Source organism: Pseudomonas sp. GNP012 (assembly GCF_054343835.1).
Window position 1 is genome coordinate 5626550 of sequence record NZ_JBTGUU010000001.1, and the last position, 13766, is coordinate 5640315.

11 protein-coding genes are annotated in these 13766 nt (G+C 59.4%); 9 read left to right on the forward strand and 2 right to left on the reverse strand.

All coding sequences use genetic code 11. The features are described 5' to 3' along the window. Positions 1 to 318 precede the first annotated feature (318 nt). The 3 genes from gabD (at position 319) to ACXX83_RS25540 (ending at position 4633) form a co-directional block, all read left to right on the forward strand. The gene (gabD, locus tag ACXX83_RS25530; RefSeq protein ID WP_102700143.1) at positions 319 to 1761 is read left to right on the forward strand and encodes an NADP-dependent succinate-semialdehyde dehydrogenase; all 1443 of its coding nucleotides are present in this window, start codon (positions 319 to 321) and stop codon (positions 1759 to 1761) included. Between the two features lie 186 nt (positions 1762 to 1947). Next, the gene (gene gabT / locus ACXX83_RS25535) at positions 1948 to 3225 is read left to right on the forward strand and encodes a 4-aminobutyrate--2-oxoglutarate transaminase (protein WP_007975624.1); all 1278 of its coding nucleotides are present in this window, start codon (positions 1948 to 1950) and stop codon (positions 3223 to 3225) included. A 193-nt stretch (positions 3226 to 3418) separates the two neighbouring features. Then, positions 3419 to 4633, forward strand: a complete 1215-nt coding sequence (locus ACXX83_RS25540; RefSeq protein ID WP_458549940.1) for an HDOD domain-containing protein — start codon at positions 3419 to 3421, stop codon at positions 4631 to 4633. A 125-nt stretch (positions 4634 to 4758) separates the two neighbouring features. Here the strand turns inward: ACXX83_RS25540 and ACXX83_RS25545 are convergent, their stop codons facing one another. Continuing rightward, positions 4759 to 5748, reverse strand: coding sequence for a sensor domain-containing diguanylate cyclase (locus ACXX83_RS25545; RefSeq protein ID WP_458549941.1), 990 nt, complete (start codon positions 5746 to 5748; stop codon positions 4759 to 4761). Positions 5749 to 6010: 262 nt separating this feature from the next. Continuing rightward, complete coding sequence (desA, locus tag ACXX83_RS25550; protein ID WP_015092975.1) at positions 6011 to 7195, reverse strand: delta-9 fatty acid desaturase DesA; 1185 nt, start codon at positions 7193 to 7195, stop codon at positions 6011 to 6013. A 145-nt stretch (positions 7196 to 7340) separates the two neighbouring features. Between desA and dibA the strand changes: the two genes are divergently transcribed. From dibA to ACXX83_RS25580, 6 genes are all read left to right on the forward strand, one after another. After that, positions 7341 to 9281: a phosphodiesterase DibA gene (gene dibA, locus ACXX83_RS25555; protein ID WP_458549942.1), complete on the forward strand. Its 1941-nt coding sequence runs from the start codon at positions 7341 to 7343 to the stop codon at positions 9279 to 9281. Between the two features lie 301 nt (positions 9282 to 9582). Next, on the forward strand, positions 9583 to 9765 hold the full coding sequence (gene oscA / locus ACXX83_RS25560; RefSeq protein WP_007975618.1) for a sulfur starvation response protein OscA: 183 nt from the start codon (positions 9583 to 9585) through the stop codon (positions 9763 to 9765). A gap of 115 nt (positions 9766 to 9880) precedes the next feature. Beyond that, the gene (locus tag ACXX83_RS25565; protein WP_458549943.1) at positions 9881 to 10894 is read left to right on the forward strand and encodes a sulfate ABC transporter substrate-binding protein; all 1014 of its coding nucleotides are present in this window, start codon (positions 9881 to 9883) and stop codon (positions 10892 to 10894) included. A 151-nt stretch (positions 10895 to 11045) separates the two neighbouring features. Further along, a complete protein-coding gene (gene cysT / locus ACXX83_RS25570) occupies positions 11046 to 11864 on the forward strand; it encodes a sulfate ABC transporter permease subunit CysT (RefSeq protein WP_007972956.1) in 819 nt (272 codons plus the stop codon). 12 nt (positions 11865 to 11876) lie between these two features. Then, the gene (cysW, locus tag ACXX83_RS25575) at positions 11877 to 12746 is read left to right on the forward strand and encodes a sulfate ABC transporter permease subunit CysW (RefSeq protein ID WP_007972954.1); all 870 of its coding nucleotides are present in this window, start codon (positions 11877 to 11879) and stop codon (positions 12744 to 12746) included. Between the two features lie 3 nt (positions 12747 to 12749). Next, positions 12750 to 13739: a sulfate/molybdate ABC transporter ATP-binding protein gene (locus ACXX83_RS25580; protein WP_015092978.1), complete on the forward strand. Its 990-nt coding sequence runs from the start codon at positions 12750 to 12752 to the stop codon at positions 13737 to 13739. Positions 13740 to 13766: the final 27 nt, after the last annotated feature.

Genomic DNA, 13766 nt, shown 5'->3' on the forward strand with positions numbered 1-13766 from the left:
GGGCGTCCATGCTGCTGAATCGCCTGCGTTTTTTTAAAGCTGTAACGGGCGTTTGCTACGTTGATCAGAAAATACGGGCAAAAGCGTCGTTTTCGTTCTTTTTTTCGAACAGGCTATTGTCCTTTACCCCCTTTGATCCTAGGATTCGTTTGAGATTTCAAACGCTCTTGTCTGGGTGCTGAACCGCACGATTTGAATCAGTGCGCTATTTATGTGCTTCAGCCCGGTGAATGATTTCCCTGACGGCAGCCTATCGAGGCGCCTTTCTACAATCATAATTTGCTCCGCGCGTGCGCGGTGCTGTTAAGGAAAGCCGACATGCAGCTTAAAGACACCCAGTTGTTCCGCCAGCAAGCCTTCATTGATGGCGCGTGGGTTGATGCGGACAATGGTCAGACGATCAAGGTCAACAACCCGGCAACGGGCGAAATTCTGGGCACTGTGCCGAAAATGGGCGCTGCCGAAACCCGCCGTGCGATCGAAGCCGCTGACAAAGCGCTGCCGGCCTGGCGTGCCCTGACCGCCAAAGAGCGTGCAGGCAAACTGCGTCGCTGGTACGAGCTGATCATCGAGAACCAGGACGACCTGGCTCGCCTGATGACCCTGGAACAAGGCAAGCCGTTGGCCGAAGCCAAGGGCGAAATCGTTTACGCTGCTTCATTTATCGAGTGGTTCGCCGAAGAAGCCAAGCGTATCTACGGTGACGTGATTCCGGGCCACCAGCCAGACAAGCGCCTGATCGTGATCAAGCAGCCAATTGGCGTGACCGCTGCAATCACCCCGTGGAACTTCCCGGCTGCCATGATCACCCGTAAAGCCGGCCCGGCCCTGGCCGCCGGTTGCACCATGGTGCTCAAGCCTGCTTCGCAAACTCCGTTCTCCGCCTTTGCCCTGGCTGAACTGGCCCAGCGTGCCGGTATCCCTGCAGGCGTGTTCAGCGTGGTTTCCGGCAGCGCCGGCGACATCGGCAGCGAACTGACCAGCAACCCGATCGTGCGCAAGCTGTCCTTCACCGGTTCGACCGAAATCGGTCGTCAACTGATGTCGGAATGCGCCAAGGACATCAAGAAAGTGTCCCTGGAACTGGGCGGCAACGCGCCGTTCATCGTGTTCGACGACGCGGACCTGGATAAGGCCGTCGAAGGCGCGATCATTTCCAAGTACCGCAACAATGGTCAGACCTGCGTCTGCGCCAACCGCCTGTACATTCAGGATTCGGTCTACGATGCGTTCGCCGAGAAGCTGAAAGTGGCTGTGGCCAAGCTCAAGATCGGTAACGGTCTGGAAGCAGGCACCACCACTGGCCCGCTGATCGACGAAAAAGCCGTGGCCAAGGTGCAAGAGCACATTGCTGACGCCGTTTCCAAAGGCGCCACCGTGCTGTCCGGCGGCAAGTCGATGGAAGGTAACTTCTTCGAACCGACCATCCTGACCAACGTGCCGAACAACGCTGCCGTGGCCAAGGAAGAAACCTTCGGTCCATTGGCTCCACTGTTCCGCTTCAAAGACGAAGCCGATGTGATCGCGATGTCCAACGACACCGAGTTCGGTCTGGCCTCGTACTTCTATGCTCGCGACCTGGGCCGTGTGTTCCGTGTGGCTGAAGCCCTGGAATACGGCATGGTCGGCGTCAACACCGGGTTGATCTCCAACGAAGTCGCGCCGTTCGGCGGCATCAAGGCCTCGGGCCTGGGCCGTGAAGGCTCCAAGTACGGCATCGAAGATTACCTGGAAATCAAATACCTCTGCCTGGGCATCTAACCCCGCAAGAGTATTGCTTCAAGCGCAAAGGGCACGAGAGCGCTGTCCCTTTGCGCCGCTTCAAACCGGAATTTTCTCTGTGGTCGGGAACGCTGTGGCAGTCGATCATCGCATGCTGCCTTAGTTACCTCCCCACCGCTTAATCCTTGAACCACGCCGACCGATGAGCGGCGAATGAGGAATGTAATGAGCAAGACTAACGCTTCTTTGATGGCCCGCCGTACCAATGCAGTTCCACGTGGTGTTGGCCAGATTCACCCGATCTTCGCCGAGTCCGCGAAGAATGCGACCGTGACCGACGTTGAAGGTCGTGAGTTCATCGACTTCGCCGGCGGTATCGCCGTGCTGAACACCGGCCACGTGCACCCGAAAATCATCGCGGCCGTGACCGAGCAGCTGAACAAGCTGACCCACACTTGCTTCCAGGTGCTGGCCTACGAGCCGTACGTAGAAGTGTGCGAAAAAATCAACGCCAAGGTGCCAGGTGATTTCGCCAAGAAAACCCTGCTGGTGACCACCGGTTCCGAAGCCGTGGAAAACTCGATCAAGATCGCCCGTGCCGCCACTGGCCGTGCCGGCGTGATCGCGTTCACCGGCGCTTACCACGGTCGCACCATGATGACCCTGGGCCTGACCGGTAAAGTCGTGCCTTACTCGGCCGGCATGGGCCTGATGCCAGGCGGCATCTTCCGCGCGCTGTACCCGAACGAACTGCACGGTGTGAGCATCGACGACTCGATCGCCTCCATCGAACGCATCTTCAAGAACGACGCCGAGCCGAAAGACATCGCTGCGATCATCATCGAGCCGGTGCAGGGCGAAGGTGGTTTCTACGTCGCTCCGAAAGAATTCATGAAGCGTCTGCGTGCCCTGTGCGACCAGCACGGCATCCTGCTGATCGCTGACGAAGTACAGACTGGCGCTGGCCGTACCGGTACTTTCTTCGCCATGGAACAGATGGGCGTTGCTGCCGACCTGACCACCTTCGCCAAATCCATCGCTGGCGGCTTCCCGCTGGCCGGTGTGTGCGGCAAGGCCGAGTACATGGACGCCATCGCTCCAGGCGGCCTGGGCGGCACCTACGCCGGTAGCCCGATCGCTTGCGCCGCGGCCCTGGCCGTGATGGAAGTGTTCGAAGAAGAGCACCTGCTGGATCGTTGCAAGGCCGTTGGCGAGCGTCTGGTAACCGGCCTGAAGGCCATCCAGGCCAAGTACCCGGTGATCGGCGAAGTCCGTGCCCTGGGTGCGATGATCGCTGTCGAGCTGTTCGAAAACGGCGACAGCCACAAGCCAAACGCTGCCGCTGTGGCATCGGTTGTGGCCAAGGCTCGCGACAAGGGCCTGATCCTGTTGTCCTGCGGCACCTACGGCAACGTTCTGCGCGTCCTGGTACCGCTGACCTCGCCGGATGAGCAACTGGACAAAGGCCTGGCGATCATCGAAGAGTGCTTCGCCGAGCTGTGATCACTCGGGGGTGTTTTCAGTCAGTTTCCACATCGACGGGGAAACTGATTGAGAGCGCCCTCTGATGTGACCTGATCGACAAAAAACCCGCTTCGGCGGGTTTTTTCATGCCCCTGAAAACACATCCCGCGCATTAACGCTGTATCGAATGGCCAGCATTGGCTAATGTTCCTGCATTGCCAGGGAGAGCTGTATGACAACTGTCATTTTACCCGCGGTTCCGAGAGTGCTGATTGCCGAGGCCGACCCCTGGTCCCGGGATCTGCTCAAGGAAGTGTTGTTGAACGTACGCTGCGATGCGCGGCTGGATTTGTGCGCCGATGGCCAGCAAGCGCTGGAGCTATTGGCTGCCAATCCCTATGACCTGGTCATCGCCGATTGGGAGTTGCCGGGTGTCGATGGCCTGAATGTTCTGCGCAACATCCGCCAGCGCAAACGCAACCCGCCGTTGCCCTTCATCCTCATGAGCAGTCGCAACGACAGTGCCAGCGTGCGCGAGGCCTTGCCGCTGGCGCCGGCCGCGTACCTGACCAAGCCCCTGAACATGGAAAGCCTGACCCATCGATTGCAGGGGTTGCTGCTGCACGCAGGGGAAGAAGTCTCGTGCGAAGTGCCGGCGCTGGCGCCGGGCATGACGTTGTCGGTGTTTCTGGAGCGTCGACGGGAATTGGCCGACGGTGCGCCGCTGATGACCGACGTGCAAGTGGCGGTCAAACGCAGCCTCAATCCCAATGGCCTCGACCTGACGGTGCTGGAGGACGAAATCCGCACCGATCCGCAGGTTACGGCTGTGCTGATTGCCGCCGCCAACAGCGCGGCCCAGCACCGCGGCGCGGGTGTGCAAACCCTGTCCCAGGCGCTGCATCGCCTGGGTACCGGGCAGAGCATGAACCTGATTCTCGGGCTGGCGCTCAAGCGCAGTGCCCGGCTCAGCGATCCGCAATTGGCCGACTATGCCGAGCGTTACTGGGATCTGTCGCTGCACACTGCCGAGTATGCGCGCACCCTGGCGCGCTTGCTCGATCTGGATCAGGAGCGTTGCTATTGCGCCGGCATGTTGCATCGTCTCGGCGATCTGGCGTTGCTGCGCTGTCTGCAGGAATGGAAACAGGCTGGCGGCGAACTGGACGAGTTGGAAGAAGTGGGTGAAGCGCTGGTTGAATATGGCGCGGCCTATGGCTCGGCCCTGCGTACACGCTGGCGTCTGCCGCTGGAGTTGCGGGAGCTGATTGCGGCGGCCTACCAGCTCGGTGGCGGGGTTTACTCCCGCGAAGCGCTGGTGATGAACATGGCGGCGCAGATGGCGCGCCTGACCGAGCATGAGGGCATTGAGGAACTGGCCAAGAGCCGGACGGCGCGGTTGCTCAAGATCGGCTTGCCGGAGTTGATGCGCCTTCGCAAGAAGTAGGTTTCACTCAATTCCTTGTGGGAGCGGGCTTGCTCGCGAAAGGGGCGTGTCAGCCAACATCGACATCGACTGACACTCCGCATTCGCGAGCAAGCCCGCTCCCACAGTGGTTTTGTGGTGGCCTGTCAGGCCGTGACAATCCTGTTCTTGCCCTCGCGCTTGGCCTGATACATCGCGGCATCCGCCCGGGAAAACAGGTCCTCCACGGTTTCGTCCGAGGCGCTCAGGCTGGTCAGGCCCTGGCTGACAGTGATGCCGAAAGTCCGGCCTTCATGGTTGAAACTCAATTGCTGAATCTGCCGTTGCAGGCGTTCAGCCACTTGCAGGGCCATTTGCGGCGTGCACCCGGGAAACACCGCAGCAAATTCCTCACCGCCAATGCGCCCGAACAGGTCGCGACGGCGCAACGCTGCGCGTCCGCTTTCGGCAATGCGTTGCAGCACGTTGTCGCCTTCCTGGTGACCGTAGGTGTCGTTGATCGTTTTGAAGTCATCAATATCCAGCATCAGAAACGACAGCGGCTCGCCCTGTTGCCGGGCGTTTGTGAACTCGCGGTGAGCGCATTCGAAGAAATGATGGCGATTGCTGCTCTGGGTCAGCGCGTCGGTGGTGGCCAGGCGCTGCAGTTCGGTTTCCAGCTGCTTCTTGTTGGTGATGTCTTCGGCAATGCCGACGATGATCACCGGTTGCCCCGGCTCGGCCTGGCGATTGATGAAGCATTTGTCGCTTAGCCAGCGCACCTGGCCGTCGGCGGCAATGATTCGATACTCACGGTCTTCGACGGCGCCTTTGTCCAGCACTTCGGCCAGGCTGCGTTCGGCGTAGTCGAGGTCGTCAGGGTGAATGCTGTCGCGCCATTGATTGCAGTCGGCCAGCAACTGATCGGCTGACCGGCCAAAGATCCGTTCATAGGCAGGGCTGACGTAAAGCACCCGGCGGGTTTCCCAATCGAATGCCCACAGCACCGCGTTGACGCTTGCCAGCAATGTGTTGAGCAGTTGTTCCCGTTCGGTCAGGCGTGTGACTTCGCCTTGGGCGTGCATCAACGCCATCAGGGTCTGCGCGGCCTCGGGCCAATGTGACGGAGATGAGTCTTGCAGGTTCTTTTGGGCCATCGAAACAAATCTCAAAGGGCATGCGGCCAACACCAAGCCCACCGGGGATGGCGAAGTGTCTTTGAGATAAGGGTTTCAAGATGAAGTTCCCGCCTTTTGTGGCGAGGGAGCTTGCTCCCGCCGGGCGGTACTGGCGACGCGTTTTTGCGGTCATAAATCAATGTGGGAGCGGGCTTGCTCGCGAAAGCGGAGTGTCAGTCGACATAAAAGGTGACTGACACTCCGCTTTCGCGAGCAAGCCCGCTCCCACAGGGTTTGTGGCTCAAACGGTGGCAGGGCGCAGGGAGTAGGTTTTCAACTGATCGGCGAAGTCGCGCAGGGATTGAATCCCGCTGGCTTCGGCTTCGTGTACCCAGTCCTTGATGGCTGCCAGCATGTCGTGGCCATTTGAGCTGGTCTTGACCCAGATCTGCTGCAGGGCCAGGCGTTTCTCGTAAATTACCTTCAATGCCTGACTGTGCTCGAGCATGTTCTGGATGCGTACATGGTGTTTGTCATCCAGCAGGCTGGTCTCTCGCGAAAGCAGGCGTTTGGCCCGGTGGAACTGGTGACGTACCGAGTGATCGACCTTTTCCAGCTCTTGCTTGACCAGCGGGCCGATCACCAATTTGCGGTACTGGGCCATGATCTGGAAGCGGTTGTTGAGGATCGCCATGGCGGTGTCCATGTCCAGGTTGCCCTTGCCTTCGACGCGATGGGCAATCGGCGCAACCCGTTGAACCTTGGCCAGGCGCAGGAAGCTGAAGACTTTGATCCACGCCCAGCCCAGGTCGAATTCCCACTTCTTCACCGACAGTTTTGCCGAATTAGGGTAGGTGTGATGGTTGTTATGCAGTTCTTCGCCGCCAATCAGGATGCCCCACGGCACCAGGTTGGTCGCCGCATCGCGACATTCGAAGTTGCGGTAACCGATGGCATGGCCCAGGCCATTGACCACGCCGGCGGCCCACACCGGGATCCACATCATCTGGATGGCCCAGATGGTGATGCCGATGGTGCCGAACAGCAGCAGGTCGATAACGGCCATGATCGCCACACCCAGCAGCGGGAAGCGGCTGTAGAGGTTGCGCTCGATCCAGTCTTCGGGGCAGTTCTTGCCGTAGATGCGCAGCGTCTCGGGGTTTTCCGCTTCGGCGCGGTACAGCTCGGCGCCTTTGCGCAGCACCGTGGACAGCCCCTTGATGACCGGGCTGTGCGGATCATCGACGGTTTCGCATTTGGCGTGATGCTTGCGGTGGATGGCCGTCCACTCGCGGGTGTTCTGCGCCGTGGTCAGCCACAGCCAGAAACGGAAGAAATGCTTGAGGCCCCCATTCAGCTCCAGGGAGCGGTGGGCCGAGTAACGATGCAGATAGACCGTGACGGCGATGATCGTGACGTGGGTCATCAGCAGGGTGACTGCTACCAGTGACCAGGCTGACAAGCCGAGTAAACCTTCGTACCACATAGGCTGTAGGGCCCTCGATAAAGAAAAACAGCCGTTGCATTATCACTAAGCCCACACAGAAAACCAGTCGCCCTTTCAGATAAGAGTGGCTGGATGTGTCTTTAAACTATAATTCCAACCTTTTCGTATGGACATGGATTGCCTGATGCCTGCCACCTATCGCGATGCCTTGCGTGCAGCGCTGCTCTATCTGTTGCTTTCCGTGGTTTGGCTGCAGATCAGTGGCTATTTATTAAACAGCTTCTTCGATAGCTCCGCCGAGCGACTGCGATGGCAACTGATCAACGGTTACGTTTGGGTGCTGTTCAGCGCCGGATTGATCTTCATTGCCCGGGCGCGGCTGCTGCGGTGTCTGGGTATCGGCGCCAAACTGCGTGATCGCGATGCCGACCGCCTGCGCTTGCGACAGGCGGCGGCAGTGTTCGACTGCACCCTCGAAGGGGTGCTGGTCACCAATCGGGAAGGCGTGATCGTCCATGTGAACCGGGCCTTTATGGAGATCACCGGTTATGACGGTGAGGAGGTGCTGGGGCAGCGGCCCAATATGTTCAAGTCGGGGCGCCATCCAGCGCAATTCTATCAAGCGATGTTCGCCGCGCTTGCAAGCGCCGGGGAGTGGAGCGGGGAAATCTGGAACCGGCGCAAAAGCGGCGAAATTTATCCGCAATGGCAGACAATCCGCCTGATTCATGACGACGACGGCCAGCCGAGCCAGTATGTGGCGGTGTTTTCCGATATCAGTGCAATCAAGAACTCCGAACACGAGTTGATGCACCTGGCGCACCACGACCCGCTGACCGACCTGCCGAACCGTCTGCTGTTCAGCGACCGCGCCGAACAGGCCCTGGCTTCGGCACAGGTGCACAAGCGTGGTTGCGCGCTGCTGATGATCGATCTTGATCACTTCAAGATGATCAACGATAGCCTCGGGCATACCATCGGCGATCAGTTGCTCAAGGCTGTAGCCGGGCGCCTGAAAGGTATGTTCGATCCCGGCATTACCCTGGCTCGGCTGGGCGGCGACGAGTTTGCCGTGCTGGCCGAATGCTGTCCGCAGTTGATCCAGGCGGCTGCGCTGGCACAACGGATCATCAACGGGCTGAAAGAGCCGTTTGCTATCGATGGACATCAGCTGTTCATCAACACCAGCATTGGCATCAGCCTGTTCCCCAGCGATGCCTTGAGCGTTGAACAATTGTTGCGCAACGCCGATTCGGCATTGTTCAAGGCCAAAAGCACCGGTCGCAATGACTACGCGCTATACACCGAAGAATTGACCGCCCATGCCCAACAACGCGTCGAGATCGCCTTCGAGTTGCGCCGCGCCCTGGACCAGCAGGAATTGCAGGTTTATTACCAGCCGGTTCACGACCTCAAGACCAGCCGCCTGGTGGGTGTCGAGGCGTTGGTGCGTTGGCAGCACCCGCAGCGGGGGCTGGTGTCACCGGCGGAATTCATTCCCGTCGCCGAACGAACCGGTCTGATCGCCGAAATCGATGCCTGGGTCATGGCGCAGGCGTGCCGGCAGATGTGTCAGTGGCAGCAGGACGGGGTGGTGCTGTCTTTTGTGGCGGTCAACATTTCTTCGCGCCTGTTTGCCCGTCGCGAGTTGTATCAGCAGGTGGCGCAGGTGTTGCATGAAACCGGGCTGGAGCCGGCCTGTCTGGAACTGGAAGTGACCGAAAGCGCGGTGATGGATGATCCGGAAGTCGCGCTGGAGCAGATGCATCGCCTGCGCGAGTTGGGGGTGCGCCTGGCCATCGACGACTTCGGCACGGGTTACTCATCGCTGTTGCGGCTCAAGCGCCTGCCGGTGCAAAAACTGAAGATCGACCAAGGCTTCGTCGCCGGATTGCCGTGGGACGAGGATGATGCGGCGATCTCGCGGGTGATCGTCGCCCTGGCCCAAAGCATGGGCATGCAGGTTCATGCCGAGGGGATTGAGCAGGTCGAACAGGCGGCGTTCCTCCTTGAGCAGGGCTGTGATCTGGGCCAGGGCTACTGGTTCGGGCGGCCGGTGCCGGCAGGGCAATTGAACTGGGCTCATGCGCCGGTGATCGGAGCAATTACCTTGCCGCCTTGCTGATACACAAAACCTGTGGGAGCGGCGGTGCGGCGATCCGACTTGCTCGCGAAGGCGGACTGTCTGGCAACAGGGATGTTGAATGTGCCGGCCTCTTCGCGAGCAAGCCCGCTCCCACAGGTTTTTGGTGCGCTTGAAAGAGGGTGAATCGCCTCAAGCCCTTGTCCCTTCAATTAATGTCTTCTGGTTATATAAACATTCTTAAATAGTCTTTTTAAGAATATCAAGACCTCACTAGTATTGCTCCCAAGCCGCAAGCAGTGCCGACACTGCGAGGCAAACTCTCAGTTGAAGGAGCAGCAATATGAGCGCATCCCTGCGTAGCGTCGACGGTCAAGACGAAGCCACCATCCTGCGTGAAATCCAGAGTGCCCTGCGCGACCTGCGTTTTGGTGCCGTGGAAATCACTGTGCACAACGCGCAGGTGGTGCAGATCGAACGCAAAGAAAAATTCCGTTTGCAGCAGCCAGGCAACAAGCCCGGCTGAAGGGGATCGCAGCCCCTGTAGGCGCAGCCGAAGGCTGCGATCTTTGAACCGGCAACGCGATTCCAGAAGTCCATAAAAAAAAGCCAACAAACCAAGAATTCCAGGAGCTTTCACCATGTCGTCGATTCGTCATTTCGCTTTGGCCGCCCTGGCCAGCGCCCTTTTTGCCGGTTCCGCAGTTGCCAAGGACTACGAACTGCTCAACGTGTCGTACGACCCGACCCGCGAGCTGTATCAGGACTACAACGCCGAATTCGTGAAGTTCTGGCAAAAGGAACATGCCGGCGACACCGTGAAAATCCAGCAATCCCATGGTGGCTCGGGCAAGCAAGGCCGAGCGGTGATCGATGGTCTGCGTGCCGACGTCGTGACCCTGGCCCTGGCCGGTGACATCGACGAAATCGCCAAGCTCGGCAAGTCCCTGCCGGCTGACTGGCAAAAGCGCCTGCCGGACGCAAGCACGCCATATACCTCGACCATCGTGTTCCTGGTGCGCAAGGGCAACCCTAAAGGCATCAAGGACTGGGGTGACCTGATCAAGAATGACGTCTCGGTGATCACGCCGAACCCGAAAACCTCCGGCGGTGCGCGCTGGAACTTCCTCGCGGCCTGGGCCTATGGCCTCAAAGCCAATGGCGGCGACGAAGCCAAGGCCAAGGAATACGTGCAAACCCTGTTCAAGCACGTGCCAGTGCTGGACACCGGCGCCCGCGGCTCGACCATTACCTTCGTCAACAACGGCCAGGGCGACGTGTTGCTGGCCTGGGAAAACGAAGCCTTCCTGGCCCTGAAAGAAGAGGGCGGCGCCGACAAGTTCGACATCGTCGTGCCTTCGCTGTCGATTCTCGCCGAGCCACCGGTGGCGGTGGTCGACAAGAATGCCGAGAAAAAGGGTAACGAGCAGATCGCCGAAGCCTACCTCAAGCACCTGTACAGCCCGGCCGGCCAGGAAATCGCGGCGAAGAATTTCTATCGCCCCCGTGATAAGGATGTGGCCACCAAGTACGCCCAGCAGTTCCCGAAACTGGAGCTGGTGAGCATCGATAAGGACTTCGGCGGCTGGAAAACCGCACAACCGAAATTCTTCAATGACGGCGGGGTTTTCGACCAGATCTACCAGGCGCAATAACCTCGCTTAAGCTACATAACATGTGGGAGCGGGCTTGCTCGCGAAGGCGGTGTATCAGGCGGCATTAACGTTGACTGACACACTGCTTTCGCGAGCAAGCCCGCTCCCACAGGGATGGTTTTAGCGGAACGCTTTTTAACCAAGGACTTTTATGTCGCGTCGTATCTCCCCCGTCATACCCGGCTTCGGGCTGACGCTGGGCTACACCTTGGTGTACCTCAGCCTGATTGTGCTCATACCACTGGCGGCGATGTTCGTGCATGCCGCTCAACTCACCTGGGATCAGTTCTGGGCAATCATCTCGGCGCCACGGGTGCTGGCGGCGCTGAAGCTCAGCTTCGGCACCGCCCTGTGTGCCGCAATCATCAACGGCATCATCGGCACGCTGCTGGCTTGGGTATTAGTGCGCTATACCTTCCCTGGACGAAAAGTGATCGATGCAATGATCGACCTGCCGTTCGCATTGCCCACGGCAGTGGCCGGTATTGCGCTGACGGCGTTGTACACCCCTACCGGCCTGGTTGGTCAGTTTGCAGCGGATCTGGGTTTCAAGATCGCCTACACCCCCCTGGGCATCACCCTTGCCCTCACTTTTGTGACACTTCCATTCGTAGTACGTACCGTACAGCCAGTATTGGCAGACATACCTCGTGAAGTCGAAGAAGCGGCGGCGTGCCTGGGGGCGAAACCATTGCAGGTTTTCCGCCATATCCTGCTGCCGGCACTGCTTCCGGCATGGCTGACCGGTTTCGCGCTGGCCTTTGCCCGCGGGGTCGGCGAGTATGGTTCGGTGATTTTCATCGCCGGCAACATGCCGATGAAAACCGAGATTCTGCCGCTGCTGATCATGGTCAAACTCGACCAATACGATTACACCGGCGCTACCTCCATTGGTGTACTGATGCTGGTGGTTTCCTTCGTCCTGTTGCTGCTGATCAACTTGTTGCAGCGACGCATCGAAACCCCATAAGGAGGCGCACCCATGTCCCAATCGTCTATTGCTGCCGCTTCCTCGAACGCTGCCCGCCGTGGCAGCGCGACTTCGCGGCGAATCCTGATCGGCCTTGGCTGGCTGATTTTTGCGCTGTTCCTGTTGCTGCCGCTGTTCATCGTGGTGTCCCAGGGCCTGAAGCTCGGCCTCGGTGCGTTCTTCACCGCGATCTTTGAGCCGGACGCGTTGTCGGCACTGAAACTCACGGTCATCGCCGTACTGATTTCGGTGCCGTTGAACCTGGTGTTCGGCGTCAGCGCCGCGTGGTGCGTGAGCAAGTACTCGTTCCGTGGCAAGAGCATGCTGGTGACGCTGATCGACCTGCCGTTTTCGGTGTCGCCGGTGATCGCCGGTCTGGTCTATGTGCTGATGTTCGGCGCCCAGGGTCTGTTTGGCCCATGGCTGCAGGACCACGACATCCAGATCGTCTTCGCCCTGCCGGGCATCGTGTTGGCGACGATTTTCGTCACCGTGCCGTTCGTGGCCCGTGAACTGATCCCGCTGATGCAGGAACAAGGTACTCAGGAAGAGGAGGCCGCACGTCTGCTCGGCGCCAACGGCTGGCAGATGTTCTGGCACGTCACCGTACCCAACATTAAATGGGGCCTGATTTATGGCGTGGTGTTGTGCACCGCCCGGGCCATGGGTGAGTTCGGTGCAGTGTCGGTGGTTTCCGGGCACATTCGCGGGGTGACCAACACCCTGCCGTTGCACGTCGAGATCCTCTACAACGAATACAACCACGTGGCCGCGTTCGCCGTGGCGAGCCTGTTGCTGATCCTGGCGCTCTTCATCCTGCTGCTCAAGCAGTGGAGCGAAAACCGTATTAACCGCCTGCGCGCCAGCGCCGCGGAGGAATAATTCATGTCGATCGAAGTGCGTAACGTCAGCAAGAATTTCAACGCGTTCAAGGCGCTGGACAACATCAGCCTGGACATCCAGAGCGGCGAACTCGTCGCGTTGCTCGGCCCGTCGGGCTGCGGCAAGACTACGCTGCTGCGGATCATTGCCGGCCTGGAAACCCCGGACAAGGGCAACATCGTGTTCCACGGTGAAGACGTTTCCGGCCACGACGTGCGCGATCGCAACGTCGGCTTCGTGTTCCAGCACTACGCTCTGTTCCGCCACATGACGGTGTTCGACAACGTCGCGTTCGGCCTGCGCATGAAGCCGAAAAACCAGCGCCCGAGCGAAAGCCAGATCGCAACCAAGGTTCACGAACTGTTGAACATGGTGCAACTGGACTGGTTGTCGGATCGCTACCCGGAGCAACTCTCCGGCGGCCAGCGTCAGCGCATTGCCTTGGCCCGGGCGCTGGCGGTGGAGCCGAAAGTGCTGCTGCTCGACGAACCTTTCGGCGCCCTCGACGCCAAGGTTCGCAAGGAGCTGCGCCGCTGGCTGGCGCGTCTGCACGAAGACATCAACCTGACCTCGGTGTTCGTGACCCACGACCAGGAAGAAGCGATGGAAGTCGCCGACCGTATCGTGGTGATGAACAAGGGTGTGATCGAGCAGATCGGCTCACCGGGTGACGTCTACGAAAACCCGGCCAGCGATTTCGTCTATCACTTCCTCGGTGATTCGAACCGACTGCATCTGGGCGAAGACAACCACGTGCTGTTCCGTCCGCACGAAGTGTCGCTGTCGCGCCATGAACTGGAAGATCACCACGCGGCCGAAGTGCGCGATATTCGTCCATTGGGCGCAACGACACGGGTGACGCTGAAGGTCGAAGGGCAGAGCGATCTGATCGAGGCCGAAGTGGTCAAGGATCACGACAGCCTGATCGGGTTGGCGAAGGGGGAGACACTGTTCTTCAAGCCGAAGGTCTGGCAGAAAGTCGCCAACATCTAAGGCAAAAGCTTTGCGAGCAAGCCCGCT